11 protein-coding genes and 1 pseudogene are annotated in these 18,238 nt (G+C 63.5%); 5 read left to right on the forward strand and 7 right to left on the reverse strand.

Features of this window, described 5'->3' with window-relative positions:
- Window positions 1-44 precede the first annotated feature (44 nt).
- From ACFSQT_RS04110 to ACFSQT_RS04130, 5 genes and pseudogenes are all read left to right on the forward strand, one after another.
- Window positions 45-1,628, forward strand: coding sequence for a TIGR02677 family protein (locus tag ACFSQT_RS04110; RefSeq protein WP_378976367.1), 1,584 nt, complete (start codon window positions 45-47; stop codon window positions 1,626-1,628).
- Window positions 1,625-2,908, forward strand: a complete 1,284-nt coding sequence (locus tag ACFSQT_RS04115) for a TIGR02678 family protein (RefSeq protein WP_378921955.1) — start codon at window positions 1,625-1,627, stop codon at window positions 2,906-2,908. The genes ACFSQT_RS04110 and ACFSQT_RS04115 overlap by 4 nt, the downstream gene beginning before the upstream one ends.
- A complete protein-coding gene (locus ACFSQT_RS04120; RefSeq protein WP_379017111.1) occupies window positions 2,905-7,071 on the forward strand; it encodes a TIGR02680 family protein in 4,167 nt (1,388 codons plus the stop codon). Before ACFSQT_RS04115 ends, ACFSQT_RS04120 begins: the two co-directional genes overlap by 4 nt.
- Window positions 7,068-8,369 (forward strand): TIGR02679 family protein, encoded by a 1,302-nt coding sequence (locus ACFSQT_RS04125; RefSeq protein WP_378921959.1) that lies wholly within the window; start codon window positions 7,068-7,070, stop codon window positions 8,367-8,369. Before ACFSQT_RS04120 ends, ACFSQT_RS04125 begins: the two co-directional genes overlap by 4 nt.
- A gap of 151 nt (window positions 8,370-8,520) precedes the next feature.
- Window positions 8,521-8,888 (forward strand): annotated as a pseudogene (locus ACFSQT_RS04130) (IS481 family transposase); the annotation flags it as partial.
- 52 nt (window positions 8,889-8,940) lie between these two features.
- Here the strand turns inward: ACFSQT_RS04130 and ACFSQT_RS04135 are convergent.
- The 7 genes from ACFSQT_RS04135 to ACFSQT_RS04165 all read right to left on the reverse strand — a co-directional run bounded on the left by ACFSQT_RS04135 (window position 8,941) and on the right by ACFSQT_RS04165 (window position 17,275).
- Entirely contained in the window at window positions 8,941-11,094 is a 2,154-nt protein-coding gene (locus tag ACFSQT_RS04135) for a xanthine dehydrogenase family protein molybdopterin-binding subunit (protein WP_379017112.1), read from the reverse strand.
- A 12-nt stretch (window positions 11,095-11,106) separates the two neighbouring features.
- A complete protein-coding gene (locus ACFSQT_RS04140; RefSeq protein ID WP_095082034.1) occupies window positions 11,107-11,559 on the reverse strand; it encodes a (2Fe-2S)-binding protein in 453 nt (150 codons plus the stop codon).
- A 301-nt stretch (window positions 11,560-11,860) separates the two neighbouring features.
- A complete protein-coding gene (locus tag ACFSQT_RS04145) occupies window positions 11,861-12,943 on the reverse strand; it encodes an LLM class flavin-dependent oxidoreductase (RefSeq protein ID WP_095082036.1) in 1,083 nt (360 codons plus the stop codon).
- Window positions 12,944-13,243: 300 nt separating this feature from the next.
- Window positions 13,244-14,845, reverse strand: a complete 1,602-nt coding sequence (locus ACFSQT_RS04150) for an SDR family oxidoreductase (protein WP_095082040.1) — start codon at window positions 14,843-14,845, stop codon at window positions 13,244-13,246.
- Window positions 14,846-15,056: 211 nt separating this feature from the next.
- Window positions 15,057-15,596, reverse strand: a complete 540-nt coding sequence (locus tag ACFSQT_RS04155) for a nuclear transport factor 2 family protein (RefSeq protein ID WP_095082042.1) — start codon at window positions 15,594-15,596, stop codon at window positions 15,057-15,059.
- Window positions 15,597-15,767: 171 nt separating this feature from the next.
- Window positions 15,768-16,013 carry a ferredoxin gene (locus ACFSQT_RS04160; RefSeq protein ID WP_095082044.1) on the reverse strand — a complete coding sequence of 82 codons (246 nt, stop codon included), beginning with the start codon at window positions 16,011-16,013 and terminating at the stop codon, window positions 15,768-15,770.
- Window positions 16,014-16,057: 44 nt separating this feature from the next.
- Window positions 16,058-17,275, reverse strand: a complete 1,218-nt coding sequence (locus tag ACFSQT_RS04165) for a cytochrome P450 (RefSeq protein WP_095082046.1) — start codon at window positions 17,273-17,275, stop codon at window positions 16,058-16,060.
- Window positions 17,276-18,238: the final 963 nt, after the last annotated feature.

The following is an 18,238-nucleotide window of genomic DNA, read 5'->3' on the forward strand; positions in this document are numbered from 1 at the left end:
GGGTGGATGTGTGGGCGGAAGCGATGGCAATGATACGAGTGGTCTTGACTGAACGTGAGAACAAAGCAAAAACATTCAAAGTGGATTTGGGGAGGCAGCGATTGCCTGTGCACATTGCAAATGACCCGGCGGACCTATTTCGTCACGTTAGCGCCGAGAAGGCCGCATTCTACCGCTGCATCATGGACGTCTTCGCAGCGGCGAAGCGGCAATATCGTTTGCAGTTGCGGCCCGACGAAGTGCTTGCCGAAGCCCGATGGCCGGACGGGCCGCCGCGCATTGAGGACGTGAATACGGCGCTCACTCAGCTTACGGAATGGGGCAATCTTGAATCGCATCCCGACACCGCGCGGGTTGCCAGCCTTAGCGACTTCTACCGTGCACGCTTTCTCTATCGCCTTTCGCAGGGCGGCGAGGCCGTGGAATCCGCCTTGGCAGTGTTCGTACAGACCTTGCAGCGCCGCGCTGAGCTGCAAACGGTGGCGCTCGAGGACATAGCGAGCCGACTGCAGGCACTTCAGGCGCTGGCCGAAGCAACCGAACCTGACGCGGCCAAGATCCACGAAACGCTACGGGATCTCGTGCGTGTCTTCGAAAGTCTGGCCGAGAACGCCCAGGCGTTCATGGCCGGCGTCGCGCGCAGCATCGAGCTGCAGCAAGCCGAAGCAGGGGTGGTCGCAAACTACAAGAAGCGGCTGATCGACTATCTGGAGCGCTTCATGGGTGATCTGGTGCGCCGTTCCGACACCATCGCACGCCTCATCCTGGCTTTGGAGCCGGGCATCGATGCCCTGCTTGGACAGGTGGCCGAGCGCGAATCGCGTGACGCGGCTCCCGGCGGCGCACGGGATCAGGTCGAGGCGCGGAAAGATTACCTGCAAGCCTGGCGAGAACGCTGGAAGGGTCTGCGCGGTTGGTTTCTCAGCACCGGCCACGAGCCCCCGCAAGCCGAGCTGTTGCGGGCGCGGGCACGATCGGCCATCCCCCAGCTTCTGGCTGCTATCGCCGCGCTGAATGAGCGGCGCAGCGGCCGCAGCGATCGCTCTGCCGACTTCCGCATGCTCGCCGGCTGGTTTGCCGCCTGCGCAGACAACGGCGAGGCGCACCGCCTTGCGCGGGCGGCCTTCGCCCTCAATCCGGCGCGGCATTTCTCGCTCAACGCCAACGCGGACGCCGAGCTGCCGGCCAGCACCTCCTGGGCCGACGCCGCGCCGCTCAAGATTCACCCGCGTTTGCGCGAATACGGCGAAGCGGCCCCGCGCGGACCGCTGCCGCGCGTGCGAGACCGCGCCGAAGAGCGAGCGTTCCTGGCACTTCAGCTCGCGGAGGAATCGCTGCAGGTCGAAGCGGCGCGCAAGCGCCTCGCCACCAGCCGCCCGGCGCGGCTTTCGGATCTGGGGGAACTCGACATACATGCCTTTGGTCTGTTTCTGGGCCTGCTCGGGGAGGCGCTAAGCGAACAAGCCGGACCGGACACGCCGGTGGAACGCCAGACGGGCGATGGCTTACTGCACATCCACTTGAAGCCGCTTGCCCCCGACAGCCGCGCCACGATAAACACGCCGCATGGCGTCTTTGCAGGGCGCGACCATCTGATCACCATCACGCCCTTGCAGGACAGTCGATGACAGCGACGAACGGCTCCAACGACAGTCGCGGAATTGGCCTGCTGCAGCAGCGCTTCCGGCGCGAGGAGTTCCGCGCCTGCGTGCGCGCCCTGCTGATGACGCCGTTGATAGGCCCGGCACATGAGGATTTCGCCGTCATACGCCGCCAGGCCGAATCATTGCGCGAATGGTTTTCTCGCGAGACGGGCTGGATATTACAAGTCGAGCGCGAGGGCGCGCGCCTCTACAAGCGGCCAGGAGACGTGACCGACGCCATGCGCGGCCTCCCCGGCTACGATCGCCGGCGCTACGTGCTGCTTAGCCTCGCCTGCGCGGTGCTCGAACGTGCCGACCCGCAGATCACTTTGCGCCTGCTAGGAGAGAGGCTGCTGGAGCTCGCCGCCGAGCCGATGCTCGACTTCACCTTCGTTCTCGAGGCGCAACACGAGCGGCGCGAACTGGTTTCGGTGTGCCGCACCTTGCTGAGCCTCGGGGTGTTGCACCGCGTGGCCGGCGACGAAGAAACGTTCGTGCAGGCCGGAGGCGATCAGGCGGATGCGCTCTACGACGTGCAACGCCGCATGCTCGCCGGCATGCTGGCGGCTGTGCGTGGCCCGTCCACTTGGTCACCGGAAGAAGCGCCCAAAACGCTCGAAGAGCGGCTACGCGCCCTTGTCGGCGAACATGTAGCGGACAGCGAGGAAGGTCGGCGCACGGCGCTGCGCCACCAACTCGCGCGCCGGCTTCTCGATGATCCGGTGGTCTATGTCGAGACGCTGGACACGGAAGCCCGAGCCTACTTCTTCAATCAGCGCGGCGCAATGGCGGCTCGCCTGTGCGAGGCCGCCGGCCTGGTGGCCGAGCAGCGCGCCGAAGGGCTGGCGCTGGTCGATGAAGCCGGTGTGCTGACCGACGTCGCCATGCCGGCCGAGGGCACCGACGCCCACGTAACGCTGCTGGTTGCCGAACACCTAGCCACCGGCCAAAGGCAGCGCCGGACGGATGGGGCCGGCACGGCACCGGCCACCGGCATGCGGGAGCACGACATTGCCGACTTCCTGCATGAGGCCAAGGGCCGGTATGGCCGCTACTGGCGCAAATCGGCGCGCGAGCCCGGCGCCGAGCGCGAGCTCGCCACCATTGCGATCGATCGATTGGAAAAGCTGCGACTTGCCGTGCGGATGGCGGGCTTCATACAGCCCCTGCCGGCGCTCGCGCGCTTCGCGCTGGGCGAGGCTGAGATTCGCGAAAGCCGCGGCGCCTCGACCAGGGCAGCCGGCCTTCGATTGGAATCGACATGAACCTGTTCGCCTTGCCTCCGGAAAAACCCGCCTTGCCGATGCCGACGCGGCAGCGCTGGCAGCCTCTGCGCCTGGGTCTGGTGGAGCTCTTCCACTACGACAGCGAGGAATTCTGGTTCCGCGACGGCCACCTGCTGCTGCGGGGCAACAACGGCACCGGCAAGTCCAAGGTGCTGTCGCTGACGCTGCCACTGCTGCTCGACGCGCAGCTCAAGTCTTCGCGCATCGAGCCCGACGGGGACGGCAGCAAGAAGATGGCCTGGAACCTGCTGATGAACAGCTATGACCGGCGCATCGGCTATACGTGGATCGAGTTTGGCCGCGTCGCGGAAGACGGCACGCCACGTTTTCTCTCGCTCGGCGCCGGCCTTTCGGCAACGGCGGCCCGTCCGCAGGTCGATAGCTGGTTCTTCCTGTTGGAAGACACCGACGGCGCGCCGCGCATCAACCAGGATCTGTGGTTGACGAGCGCGCAGCGTGTCGTACTGACCAAGGAGCGCCTGCGCGACGCGCTCGATGGTCGTGGCCAGGTGTTCGACACTGCAGCCGGCTACCGCCGCGCCGTCGACGAGCGCCTGTTCCATTTGGGCGCCAAGCGCTACGACGCGTTGATGGACACGCTGATCCAGCTTCGCCAGCCGCAGCTTTCCAGAAAGCCGGACGAGACCGCGCTTTCGAATGCCCTGACCGAGGCCCTGCCGCCGCTGGCGCCCGAATTACTCGGCGACGTTGCCGAAGCGTTTGGACAGTTGGAGGAAGACCGTCGTCAGCTCGACGAGTATCAGGCCCTGGTCAAGGCCGTCGGCCGTTTCGAAGAGCGTTATCGCATCTACGCCGGCACACAGACCCGCCGGCAGGCACGCTTGTTGCGCCAGGCCCAGACCGAGTTTGACAACGCCAGCCGGACACGAGGCGAAGCCCAGGTCCGGTTTGACGAAGCCCAAGCGCAAGAAACGCTGGCACGAACGACCCACGATGATGCGGAGATCGTGCTGACGCGAGGGCGCGCGCGTCTCGACACTTTGCGTTCCGACCCGACGATGCAGGACGCCAACCGCCTCGAAACCGCCGAAAGAGACAGGGCTGCACGACTGCAGGCGATGCAGAAGGCCACGGCGGCCGTCGAAGAGGCGGGCCGACGGCTGGGACTCAGCACGCAAGAAGCCGGACGCGCAATCCAGCGCGCGGACCAGGCCGAACGCGCATTGGCCCATCTGCGCCTGGAAAGTGCGACGCACGCCGATGCGGCGGGCATCGCTGGCCAGCATGCTGGAAATCCCCTCGCCACATCGCAAGCTTCCGCGCTGATCGAGCTGACGCAGCATGCTTTCGACGGGGCCTGCGGCGAGCTCCGCAACCTCGTTGTCGGCCGGCGTGAGCAGATTGCCCAGTTGCGTCGCCGCCACGACGAAGTCGCGCGGGCTGAGGCCGCCTATGCGCGGCGCTGCGAAGTCCAAGATGAAAGGCGCATCGCAGCTGAAGAGGCTGCCGAAAGTCGGACCCAAGCCGACACTAAGTTCGAACAGCAAGGCCGTGCTCTGGTGGAGAGCTGGGACCGCTATTTTATCGGCCTAAAACAATTGCTGGTCGATCCCGACGGCAGATCCGCGGCATTGACGGCCCTGGCGGAATGGACAATAACGCTCCAAGGTGACAACCCCACCCTCCGGCTTCTGCAAGCGGCATATCAAGGGGCCAGCCTTTCGCTGACTCAGCGTCGCGTAGCGCTCGACGGCCAAAGGCAGGCGCTGGAGATGGAATACGACACCCTGAAAGACGAACGCGGACGCCTGGAAGCCGGCGACGAAATGGCGCCGCCCCTGCCCTATACGCGCGATGCCTCTGTCCGCGATGCACGTCAGGGCGCGCCGCTCTGGCAAGTGGTCGATTTTCGCGGCACGGTGGCTGCCCCGCAACGCGGCGGCCTTGAAGCCGCGCTCGAAGCCGCCGGGTTGCTGGACGCCTGGATAGCGCCTGACGGACGCCTCCAAGCCGGCGATGGCGGCACCCTACCTTACGATACGCAGGCTGTGGAACGACAAAAGCACTCTCCATCGCTCGTTGACTGGCTGGAAGCCACCGTCTCGGCCGGCTGCGTCGTGCCAGCCAACATCATCGAGCGCGTGCTGTCGGGCATCGCCTGCGCGGACGACGATCCGATCGACAGCGAGGCCTGGATCGCCCCCGACGGCCGCTTCCGCCTCGGCGCATTGTCCGGTGCGTGGGGCAAGCCAGAGGCAGTCTACATCGGCCACGCGGCCCGCGCCGCAGCCCGCGGGCGGCGGTTGGCCGAGATTGCTGGCCGCCTCGCCCAACTCTCCGTTGAGTTGACGGATGTGCGAGCCAAGGTGGAGCAGCTCGCGCTGTATCGGGAACAGGCCGACGAAGAGTGGCGGCTTGCGCCCGCCGACGAGGCGTTGCGGGTCGCTCATTTGACCGCCACCGCTAGCGCCCAAGCCGCGCGTCTCGCCAGCGAAAAGCTGGCCGAAGCAGACACACGGTGTCGCGAGGCCGAACAGGCGCTCACGGCAGTGCGCGAGCAGCTTGCCGCGGATGCCGTTGACCAGCGCCTGCCCGAAATACCCGAAGCGCTGCCTGCCATCCAAGCAGCGCTCGATCATTATCGCGATGCGCACGTCCGGCTCGAACAAGTGGCCCATGAGGTCCGTCTGGCACTGCCGGAGCGGCAACGTCAGCGTGCCCGCGAGAGTGAGGCACGCCACGATGTGCGGCAGCGCGAAGAGGAACTCGCGACAGCCCGTGTTGAAGCGGAAGACGCCTCTGCTCGGCTCGACGTGCTGCGCGAAACGGTCGGCGCCAAGGTCGAGGAATTGCAGCGGCAACTGACCGATGCGCGCCGTGTGGTCGAAGCCGGTGAAGCCGCCCTGAAGCTCGCCGGCGAAGCCTGGCGCAAGGCAAGTGAGGCGCGTGCGGTTGCCGGCCAGCAGGCTGAGACGGCGAACCTCGTTCTTCAGCAGCGCGGCGAGGCCCGCGCCAAGGCGATCTCCACATTGCAGCAATTCTCGGGCACGGGCCTGCTGTCGGCCGCCCTGCCGCATGTTGAAATGCCCGACATGAGCGTTCAGTGGACGATCGACCCGGCGTTGACGCTGGCCCGCCGCGCCGAACAGGATCTGTCGAACCTCAAGGACGACGACGAGGCGTGGGCGCGCGTCCAGCGGCAGACAGCTGAAGAACTGACCGAGCTGCAGCGCGCGCTTGGCGCGCTCGGCCACCAGGCCCAGGCCGACCCCAGCGATTGGGGTTTCAGGGTGGATATCGTCTATCAGAACCGGCGCGAACGGCCCGACCGCCTTGCCACGCGCCTCGCCGAAGAGATCGCCCAGCGCAGCGAACTGCTCACCGCCAACGAACGGGCTGTTCTGGAGAACCATCTGCAGGCTGAAATCGCCGCGGAAATCCAGCGCCTGTTGCAGGGCGCCGAACGTCAAGTCGACGCCATCAACGGCGAGTTGCACAAACGCCCTACCTCCACCGGCGTACGCTATCGCCTGTTGTGGCAGCCACTGCTAGAAGAGGAAGGAGCGCCGGTGGGCCTCGACGTGGCGCGCAAGCGCCTGCTCAACACCAGCGCGGACCTTTGGTCGTCAGGCGACCGGAGCGTCGTCGGTGCGATGCTGCAACAGCGCATCTCCGCCGAGCGGGAGCGCGCTGATTCCAGCGGTGGAAAAGACAGCGGCGGGACCTTGCTCGACCAGCTGGCCCGCGCCCTGGATTATCGCCACTGGCACCGCTTCCGCGTCGAACGCTGGCAGGAGGGACATTGGCGCAAGCTTTCCGGACCCGCCTCGAGCGGCGAGCGGGCGCTCGGTCTGACGGTGCCGCTGTTTGCTGCGGTCGCCAGCTTCTACAGCCAGGGCAGCCACGTCCTAGCCCCGCGGTTGATGCTGCTCGACGAAGCCTTCGCCGGCATCGATGACACAGCACGCGCGCATTGCATGGGTCTGATCCGCGAGTTCGATCTGGACTTCGTCATCACCAGCGAGCGCGAGTGGGCGTGTTATGCTGAACTGCCGGGCGTCGCCATCTGCCAGTTGCAGCGGCGCGAAGGTATCGACGCCGTGTTCGTGTCGCGATGGAGCTGGGACGGCCGGGAAAAGACGTCCGAGGCCGATCCCGATCGCCGCTTTGCGCCAGCATGAACGACCAGGCCGACCCGCGACTTCAACGCCTGCTCGGCGGTGAGCACCTCGCCTTGCTGCGCAAGCGGCTGCGCCAACGCTTCGAGCGCGCTCCGCTCGGCGGCACTGTCGATCCTATTCGCGTCGCCGGGCTTAGCGCGGAAGAACACGCAACACTGGCCTCGCTGCTCGGTCGCCCGCAGCGCCGCTCCAAGTCCCTACAAATCAACGTCCGCCAGGTCGATGCCGACCTGCTGCACTCCGGCATCGCCACGTCCCTGCGCGATGCGTTGGAAAAGCTCGACGGCCCCATCGTTCATCTCGCCGGGATGCGCCTCCATCTGCAAACAGTGTGGTCCGGTGTAATCGAGGGTTGCAGGCATTCCGGCTTGGCCAGCTTGCTGCTGACACCGGAGGGCATCGGCCTGCTCAAGCGGATCGCTCGGCGGGATGCGATCGCTGCATCGGAGCTTTGCCGACGCGCCGAAGAGGTGCTGCGGTATCTGCCGGCGAAAGGCATCACGCGTTCGCAATTGGCTGCGGACGTTCTGGGCGATGCCCATGCGCTTGACAACGGCCGCGGGGTCGCGACACTCGTGTTGGCAGTCTGGCGCCAGACCGCCACGCCCGCTGATGACCCGGCCGCACCCGTTGCCAACGAAGATGGCAAGACGATACGGAAATCGAGCGAGGACATCGATCTGATCCCGGCCGGCGGTGCGGAGCGAGCCCGCGAGACGTGGGCCAGAGCAGGGGTTCTGGTCAATGAGCTGGCACGCCCTGCCCTGTCCCTGAACCTGCCGACAAGCGGGACAGAAAGCGATCGTTGGCGCTTGGGAGAGCCAGCCTATGCATCGCTGCGATCGCTGCTGCGCTCGCCGCCCCGATGGGATGCAACGGGCCGTAACGTCTACGTGTGCGAAAATCCCAACCTGCTCGCCATCGCCGCTGACCGATGGGGAGCTGGCTGCGCCCCGCTGGTCTGCACCGATGGTATGCCAGCGGCTGCCCAACGATGCCTTCTGGCCCAACTCGCGCAGGCGGGCGCGCGCCTCTACTATCACGGCGATTTTGACTGGCCCGGATTGCGCATCGGCAACCACATCATGCGCGAACATGGTGCCGAGCCATGGCGCTTTGGCGCCGTCGACTATATAGCCGCCGTGCGAACAGCTCCGAGCCTGGCCCACCCGCTTGGAGGAAAGGCGGTCGAAGCAGCATGGGACGGAGCGCTGACGCTGGCCATGCTTCAGCATCGCGTGGCCATCGCCGAGGAGGCCCTGGCTGCCTCGTTATTGCAGGATCTTGATGATCGATAAACCTGATTTCTATATCCTCATAGCCCATCGCAAAGGGCAAAAGTTTAGACTTAATCTGACAGACGGTGTCATAAAGCTGAACCGAGAGCCGAGGCCGGGCGCGGAGTGGTCAGGGTTCGCAGCGCCCGGCCTCGGCGTGAAAGATTCCGAAATGACCAAGGACCAAAAGATCATCCGCGCCAAGGTGGGGCTGTTGTAGCTCGCCAAACAGCCCGGCAATGTCAGCCAAACCTGCAAGATGATGGGTTATTCGTACGACAGCGTAGGAGACGGGCGGGAGCTGACTCTGCAGGAGATGACGCGCAAGAAAGCCGCTGCTGCCCACCGACGCTCCGGAGGTGGAGACGATCATTCTCGAATTGTCGCTGGAGCTGCTGGCCTTAGGTCAGATCCGCATGCCATAAGGCTGGCGAGGAAACGCGGCCACTCGGTCTCGCCTCCGGGGTGCGCGGGGTGTGGCAGCGGCACAATCTCGAGACGATGAAGAAGCGGCAGAAGGCGCTGGAGGCCAAGGTTGCCTGGGATCTCGACCCGCAGAGCTTCTCCAATTAACCCTATACCCTGAAAGCGGTCAGATAGATTTGAGGAGTTTGGTGTCTACGGGCAGCGTGCGGATGCGCTTGCCCGTCGCCGCGAAGATCGCATTCGTTAGGGCTGGAAATACCGCCGCGGTTCCAGCCTCGCCCATCCCCCCAGGCGCTTCGGCACTGTTGACGAAGTGTGTCTCCACTACGGGCACTTCATCCATTCGCATCGGAAGATAAGTGTCGAAATTGCCCTGCTCCACCCGCCCGTCCTTCAGCGTGATGGCGCCGTGCGAGGCAGCCGTCAGGCCGAAGATGCAACCGCCTTCCATTTGAGCCGCAATCGTGTCGGGATTGACCTGCAGCCCGCAATCGACCGCACAGACGAGCCGATGAACCTTGACCATGCCGTCGGTGCCCACCTCGACCTCCGCCACGGTCGCCATGTATGTGCCGAAGGCGAATTGCACCGAAACGCCCCGACCCTGCCTCTGGGGCATCGGTGCTCCCCAACCCGCCTTCTGCGTGGCCAGCGTCAGCACGCCAAGCGCACGCGGATTGTGGCTGAGCAAGGCCTTGCGAAACTCGACAGGATCAGCCTTCGCCGCCGCTGCCAGCTCATCGATGAAGCTTTCGACCACGAAGATATTATGGGTCGCACCAACGCCACGCCACCAGGCGGTGGGAACGGCCGGCGGCTCGACCCTCTTGAATTCAACATGAATGGCAGGAAATGCATAAGGCGGTTGATCCGCTCCCTCGACGCCGTCCGGATCGACACCATTCTGCATGCCAGCAGGAAAATAACGCGCCGTCACCGACGATCCGGAAACGCGGTGAGTCCAGGCAACCAGCTTGCCAGATGCGTCAAGCCCGGCCGACAGCCGGTCATAATAGTAAGGCCGATACATGTCGTGCTGGATGTCTTCCTCGCGGCTCCAGATAACTTTGACTGGCCCGTCCACCTGCTGCGCCACCTTAACGGCATGCTCAATGCCGTCCACCTCCAACCGACGGCCGAAGCCGCCGCCGATCAGATGATTGTGGATGGTGACGGCTTCGACAGGCAAGCCGGTGAGCTGCGCTGCGGTCGTCTGCGCCATGGTGGGCACTTGCGTACCGACCCAGACGTCGCAAGCATCCTTCTTCACATGCACGGTGCAATTCATCGGCTCCATGGTCGCGTGCGCGAGGAACGGCAACTGATAGACAGCTTCCAAGCGCCGGGTCGCACCAGCCAGCGCTTTCTCGACGTCACCTTCACTGCGCGCTACAGCTCCGGGTGTCTTCGAAGCCTCCTTGAGCTGGCGGATGATGTCGGCACTGTTGACAGTGGCGTTCGGCCCCTCGTCCCACTGGATCGCAGCCGCATCGAGGCCTTTCTTGGCAGCGCCCATATGGTCGGCGACAACCGCCACAGCCTGATCGGTCAGGACGACCTGATGGACACCTCTGACAGCCAGAGCCGCTTTTTCGTCGACCGATTTCGGTTTGCCGCCAAATACCGGCGAGATGGCGATTGCGGCGATCTTCATCCCGGGAATTTTAGTGTCGATCCCGAAGACAGTTGTTCCATTGACCTTCCCGGGTGTGTCGAGCCGCCTGTGAGGCTTGCCGATGATTTTGAAGTCCTTCCGATCCTTGAGGGCTACGCTTTCGGGTGCGGGTGCCGGCAGGGTGCCTGCGGCATCGACAAGCTGGCCATAGGCGAGATGGCGGGATCCAGATGTTTCGAAAACCGAGCCGCTCTCGGCGCGACAGGTCTTGGGATCGACGCCCCATTTTTGGGCCGCGGCTTCTAGCAAGAGAGTGCGGGCAACCGCGCCTGCCTGGCGCAGCGGCATCCAGAAAGCGCGGATCGAAGTCGACCCGCCGGTGCTCTGAGGCCCAAACAGAGGATTGCCGTATAGCGCGTCGCTCGCGGGCGACAGTTCGAGGCGAACCTGATCAAGGCCGACGTCAAGCTCCTCTGCGAGCAGCATGGCGTGCGCGGTGTGGATCCCCTGCCCCATCTCGGCCATGGGCATCACCATCGTGGCGATGCCCTGGCGATCGATACGAATGAAGGCATTCGGCGCGAAGCCTGGTGATGCTTGAGCCGCAGCCCTTCGAGGCGACGACGGCAGAGAAAGCGCGACTACGAGACCTCCCCCGGCAGCGAGAAAGTTGCGGCGGTTTAGACGGAGCGACCTGTCGAACATTAGCCTCTATCCTCAAGCGGTCGCACGATGGATGGCAGCACGAATGCGCTGATAGGTGCCGCAGCGGCAGACATTGCCGGACATCGCAGCGTCGATATCAGCGTCGGTGGGCTTCGGTGTGGCTGCAAGGAGAGCGGCAGCCGACATGATCTGGCCGGACTGGCAATAGCCGCATTGCGGCACGTCGAGATCGATCCAGGACTGCTGGAGCGCTTTACCCTGCGGCGTCTCGCCTATGGCCTCGATTGTTGTGATGGAACTCTCCCCGACGCTGTCGATCGGGGTCTGACAGGCGCGCACAGCCTGTCCGTCGAGATGCACCGTGCAAGCACCGCATAAACCGGCACCGCATCCGAACTTGGTACCGGTCATGCCGAGGACATCGCGCAAGACCCACAGCAATGGGGTATCACCATCGGCATCGACCGTGTGAACAGTACCGTTGATCTTGATGTTGGTCGTCATACGGGCCTCGTGTGGAGAGTAGGGTTTGAATTTTCAGTAAGCTGACGGGACAGCGGTGACCGCTCGATCGTGGTTGTCTTCTAATTGGTTTTGGAGCCTTGCAGCACGCTCTCGCTGCTGAATCGCACATGCGGATGGGTGTCCGCCAATTTGGGTTGTGGTGCATGATGGCTGTGAGGCGTTCCGATGGACCTTCGACGGTGCTGAAGATGCTCGTAATGTGCAAATGCATGGCGGCCAGCGGTGTCCGCCGTTGGGCAGTGCTGCCCGATGCCGGCCAGGGCAAGCCAATGGCAGCAATTCAATTCAAGTCGTTGCGAACTTGCAAGCTGCCAGCCTCCGAGGGGCCGAGCGACTTGTTGACCGCCGGGATGATCTTGTCTCCCCAGAGCTCGATCTGGCGTAGCATCGTCTTTTGATCGAAATCCCCCAACTGAGTCTGAATTGCGATCTGGTCCGGTTTCAAGACCTCCATCTCCTCCAACAGCCGATCAATCACGCGATTGACGCTGCCGATCGGCAGGTTCTCGCGCATGGTCTTGAACGACAGATCCTGCTGCGTCGGCGTTTCCTCCAGCAGATAGCCGTCCTGGCTCTGCTGGCGGCGCTGATGCAGTGCTTCAGACAACCGGCGCTGGAAGCGGGCATTGTCGAGGTAACAGTCGATCTCCGCTTCGTCGTCGCTGGCGTAGCAGCAGCGCAGCAACGATATCTTGGCGTCCGTGACATTCTTGCCCTCGGAAGCCGCCGCCTTCTCGATCGAATCGCGCAGAGTGCTCAAAGTCTCCAAGCCGTTGTGGAATGCTGTGACAAAAAAATTATGTCCCTCACGATAGGCCCGGGCCATCCTCTCGGACCCGCCAGCGATCCAGATCGGCGGAGTCGGCTTCTGGACGGTGCGCACCGAAATCGCCGTCGGCGGTATCTTCTCATACCGGCCGTCGTGCTCGAAGATTTTTTGGTTGAGGCCCTTCAGAAGGATGTCCAGATATTCCGAAAAGACCGCCGGCGCCTCATCGATATTCACGCCGAAACGCTCGAACTCGAACTGCTGGTATCCCAGGCCGACGCCGAGTTCGAGACGACCGCTCGCAACGATATCGGCGAAGCCGATCTCGGAAAGCAGGCGCTGGGGTTGATAGAGGGGGAGCACGCAGACGGCGGTGCCGAGGCGAATGGTGTCCGTCAAGCCGGCGCAGTGCGCCACCATCATCAAGGGCGAGGGGATCAGGCTGTAATTGTTGAAGTGGTGTTCGGCGAACCAGGTGGTGTCGAAGCCAGCCTGTTCCGAAAGGACGACCTGTTCGATTGAGTTGCGGATGACGCTGTCGGATGATTGATGATAGCCGCGCTGGGCGGCCAGGATGAAGGTCGCGAATTCCATGGTGTTTCCTTTGTCTGCAGAGGGGGGTTTGGCCGATAACGGTCGCTCGAAATGTGCAAACAAGGCGTTGGCCGCGGTTGATCCAAGCCCTTGTCGGCGGCGTAGTCTTGCGCCAACCCGCTTGCCAGTGGGCGGCGGCAGGCGCGCCTGGAGCGGTTGGGACTGCATCGACCGGTTCGGCGGCGATGACATCTTCGATCGCAGACAGCGTCGCGGGCGCGACGCGCTGAATGGGCGTGAAGGCTTGGACGCCCTCGGCTTCGATGAGCCGCAGCGCGTTGCCTGGCGAATGATCGACAATCAATGCCCGACCTCCGCAAAACATTCGTCATAGAGTTCGCTGGCGTTTCCCGCATCACCGAACGAGGTCCAGCCGCCGTCCACATAGAGGACCGAGCCGTTGATGTATGAGGCGTCGGACGAAGCAAGGAAAAACGCCGCGTGTGCGATGTCTTCCGGCCGCCCCATCCTGCCCATCGGTATGCGTCGTCCGATCGCTTTGGAGTCGATGCGGCCAGCCTTGGCCAACTGGGCAACGCCAGGCGTGCGGATGTAGCCAGGAGCGACGGTTACTGTCCGAATGCCGACCGGCCCGAGTTCGGCCGCCATGCATCGGGTCAGCATGTCCATCCCGGCCTTCGAGGCGCCGTAAGCATGGCGCGGCGCGACAGGGAGAAAGCTGTTGATCGATCCGAGGTTGAGGATCACGCCGCCAGCGCCCATCGCCTTGATCGCCTCGCGCGCGCAGGTGAAGGCGCCGGTAAGGTTTACACCAAGGACGTGTTCAATATCTGCCGGGATTTGTTCGATACCCGCCGCAAAAGTGTCGGCGACGGCAGCACCGTTTACAAGGACATCGACGCGCCCGAAGCGTGCCCGCAGCTCCTCGAACAGCGCCACCACTTCGCTTTCGACGGCCACATCCACGGATTTCGCCAGGTTCTTGCTGTCGAGCGATGCAGCGAGCACCGTCGCCGCATCGCGATCTCTATCGGCAATCACGACGGTGTCACCGTTCGAGGCAAAGCGGCGAACGACGGCCGCGCCTATGCCATTGGCGCCCCCGGTGACGAGCACGATTCGCGCGTCGGTGCGTTCGGCCGGACAGGAGAGTTCGGCTGGAGGCGTCCCATCCACCGGTGCATGCGCATCCCCTGGCTGGTTGAATGACATCCAACCGCCGTCGACCGCCAGCACCGATCCCGTGATGTAGCGCGCCTCCCTGCTGATCAGAAAACGCACGGCGAGGGCGATCTCGACCGGGCGCGCCAAGCGTCCCATAGGCACGCGGCGACGCACCGCCGCAAGGTCGATCTTGCCTGCGCGTTCCAGTTCCGCGACCATCGGCGTGCGCACGTAGCCCGGCGCGACAGCCGTCACGCGGATGCCGCGAGGAGCCCATTCGCATGCAAGCGACTTCGTCAACGAGATCAAGCCCGCTTTCGAGGCTGCGTAGGCGTTGCGCTTGGGGTTGCCGACCACGCCCGCCATGGAAGCTAAGTTGACGATGACACCGCCCGGCCTCATGCGCCTTGCCGCTTCGCGAGCCATGACGAACGGCCCTATCAAGTTTACTGCCAGGTCGCGCCGGAAGGCATCGACACCGGTGTCGACAGTCGCAGCCATGGCGGGTCCAACCGCGGCGTTATTGATGAGAACGCCGATCTGCCCGAACTGTGCTTCGATCCGGCCATAAAGGGCGAGGACATCCCCCTCTCGCGAGACATCGCATTCGAGGCCGAGATGCGGGCAGCCGAGGCTACGGGCAAGTTCAACCACGCCGCTGCCCGGAAGGTCCACCGCAACAACAGTCTCTCCCTCGCGCGCAAGAAGATCGACCAAGGCACGACCGATGCCGCCGGCGGCGCCTGTAATGATGACGATGCGTCCTGCCTGCTTCATGCGCACTTCTCCGCGACAGCCCTCAGTGATCTCAGCCCATCAACGTTGGGTGGTACAACCGGCCGGGTCACGTCCCGATGACGGCCAGTTGCGGCCCAGATAGACGTCGTGCTTTCCGGCAGCGGTATTTTCACGGGGCGGGCTTTCGCCGGGATGGCTATGGCATTGCAAGGTTGTCCCCACTGCTGATGCGGATCTCCGGTTCGAAATCTCAGACGGCAACATGGACGCCACGCTTTCCGAGCGCATAGACCGGATCGTGCGGATACGGTGCTCCAATCGGCCGCCGCGGGCCGAACCGTTCTGCCTCGGCAACCGCTGGTGGGGTCTGCTCCTCGCACCAATCGTAGACGACCGTCCGTTCCGCAATCCGCCACTGACCTTCCCTCTTCTGAAACAGATCGCAGTAACGGCCGCACAGCAGCGTCTGGCGTATTTCTCCGTCGTTGTCCGGTCCCCGTTGCAGGGCAGTAAAATAGCTCTCGACCGTGGCCTCTGCCCGACTAGTGAATTCGATCAGGATGTTCGCGATCTGATGGATGTTGCGCGGTCCGGTCTCGAACACCGCGAGCGCAAACCGAATGAAGCCGTCGGCCGAGCCGCAATAGGCCCCGTGATTGTCTTGCGCATCGGGCCAGTACGAACTGCGCAGCGCCGCCTCATCGGCGCGGTCTATCCCGCGGCAGTACCGGTAGAGGCAGTCGCGGATTGCCTCACGGTCGGTGAGTTCGATTATTTTTTCCTGGTCCATCGGCTCTGTTGCGAATCCTGAGATTGGAAGAGGCGTTTCGCCACCCTGCTGGCGTTTGGGCAGTGGAGCACCTCGATGTCGCAGATATGCCCCTTGCGCGGTTGCACGCGGACAGCGGTGGGACAGGCCGCGCCAGCCTTTTCCGTTGTGCGGTCCCATCGCTCCGCGCATCTAAACTTGCCGGGCTGTCGGTTGGACGGCGTCCAGTTCGACCTGCGCAGCCGGAGCGTGGTCGACTTCCAGCGCACGTTCTGGGCAGGACCTCGCGGCTCGGAACGCAAGCAGTTGCTCCGCCTCCGCAACCTCGATGTCACCGGGCAGGATGGAGCCTTCATCGTCAAGCTTAAAGATGCCGGGCGCTTGCGCCCAGCAGCGCGCGTGACCCTGGCATTTGGCAGTATGGACGATGATGCGCATGGTGCTGTCTCCATTGTCTGCGCCGCGTCTCGGGGCGGCTTTGCTCAGGACCAGTCCAGGATCAGATTTTCGATTCCGAACAAATGGCCGCCATGGGCGATGGGCGCCGTACTTTCCTTGATCCGAAAGGCCGGGATGCGCGACAGCCACTCCTCCAGACCAATGACAATCTCCCGCCGGGCAAGGTGTGAGCCGAGGCAGCGGTGGGGACCGTAGCCGAACGCGGCGTGACGATTTTCCTGTCTCGCCAGATCGATCGTGTTGGGGCGTTCGAATTCCGTCGGGTCACGATTGGCGATCATCGTGGCACAGGAAACATAATCCCCCTTGCGGATGGGCGCGCCCTCGAAGTCAATATCTTTCTTCGCCACGCGGATGATCTGCACCGTTGGATAGGCGCGCAGCAATTCTTCGGCCGCGGGCGCGATCCGGTCCGGTTCGGTGCGCAGCCATTCCTGCTCTTTGAGGTTGCGCGCCAGATAGGCGAGGTCAAAGCCTAAGGCTGCTGCAACTGTGTCAGCCCCCGCGACGAACAGAAGCACGCCCACGCCACGGACTTGCTCATGGGTCAGCGGTCGGCCCTCGACCTTGGCCTGAACGACAAAGGTCATGAAATCGTCGGCCGGTTCCTTACGGCGAACGGCTGCAAGTTCGTCGATGAACGCCACAATTGTGCGGGCTGCCACCTGTCTTTTCTCATCGTCGCCGTGCAGCAGATCTTTGCCCCAGGCCACGAATGTATCGAGTCGGTGATCGGGTAGCCCAAGAAAGCTAAGAAAGATGCTGACCGTGAAAGGAACGGCAAAATCCTTCATGACGTCGCAGCTTGTGCCGGATGCGACGATCCTCTGGATCAGCGCGATCGCTCGTTCGCGAACAGCCGGTTCCAGCACCAGCACCCGCTTGGGCGAAAGCAGCGGACTAAGTAGTGAGCGGAACACGCCATGGGCCGGCGGATCGAGTTCAAGTGGGATCATCGGCCAGTTTTCGCCCAGCGCGGAGGCGAAGATGCTGCGATGGCTGGAAAAGGTTTCGGCATCCTGCAGCACCCGGCGCTGATCTTTGGCGCGAGTGATGACCCAGGTGCCCTGGCCATCGCGCGTATTATAGGGAGAATAAAAGATCGGCGGTCCTTCGTGAACGCAAGCGACCGCTGCGTGCGGATCCCCATTGGGCGTCGGCAGCATGCCAGGCGACGTGAACAGACTGAAGTCCCTCACCATTTCGGGCGGGACATGATCTGGAACTGGGTTGGGGGCCATTTTGACTTCTCCTGAAACGTCAGGCGTTCTTCCGCTCGGTCGAGATCGCACGGCTGGTCATAAGGTCGATCAGCAGCATGTTGCACGTCCCGGCTCAGTGCCTCGAGATTTCCGTTTCGCGATGCAGCGCCTGCGCGCAAGCGCGGATGAGATTGGTTGCGAACTCATGCAGGCAGGGTGTCCACGTCGTCCTTGGTCCATAAAGCACCTCAGCCGCCTACTCGCGTTTAGCTGACAGACTGGTCAAACCCCGCTGAGCTGCGAAGCCCTGCTGATGACCACTCTGACAAGATCATCGGAGCAAGTTGCGTGCCGATTAGCGTACCGTTTGCGTTGCACCGCTTGCACCGCGTTGCGGGCTTGGCGACCCTTGGTCGCCTTGCTACATTCTTGTCCGACTTCGGACACAAGAACATGTGCGGTCAGACACGCACGGCAGCGCAAATGAAGATATCTCGATCACCGCGACGCGAGCCCGCGCGTCCCGGCCCTTGGGCACTAGCTAGAGCTGGAGGGCGGCAAAGACCTCTTCGATGCGGGTAGGGAATAGCAACAGCGCGCGATCTTAGATGCTGACAGGTGTCTTCGCAGAACGCCGCGCATGCAGGAACACAATAGAGAAATAGACTCGCGCGGTCGCTGCAGTCCCCGCCGGTGTACGGTAAGGCATCGGTCCGGCTGTCCGGAAACGGTTGGTCTTTCCCGAACCGGCGCAGAACTGCCGATTATCCAACCATACTGCAGTCTTGCCCGATCCGGGTGACCAGTCGATTATTCCGCGCCTGTCGGCTACGCACGGCGCTCCCGCACAAGCCCAAAAAGGTCTTCGCAAAACTCGTCAGATTCACTGCCTTCGAGGGGTTGGCATGGCGCTTGCTCTTCGTCGTTAGAGCCCATCAAGGCACCAAGAAGGCAACAACGAACCATGGCTGAGACGCGAAGCTCCATACAAGCGCCCCAGGA

Origin of the sequence: Mesorhizobium calcicola (assembly GCF_042682105.1) — a bacterium.
GTDB lineage: Bacteria > Pseudomonadota > Alphaproteobacteria > Rhizobiales > Rhizobiaceae > Mesorhizobium > Mesorhizobium calcicola.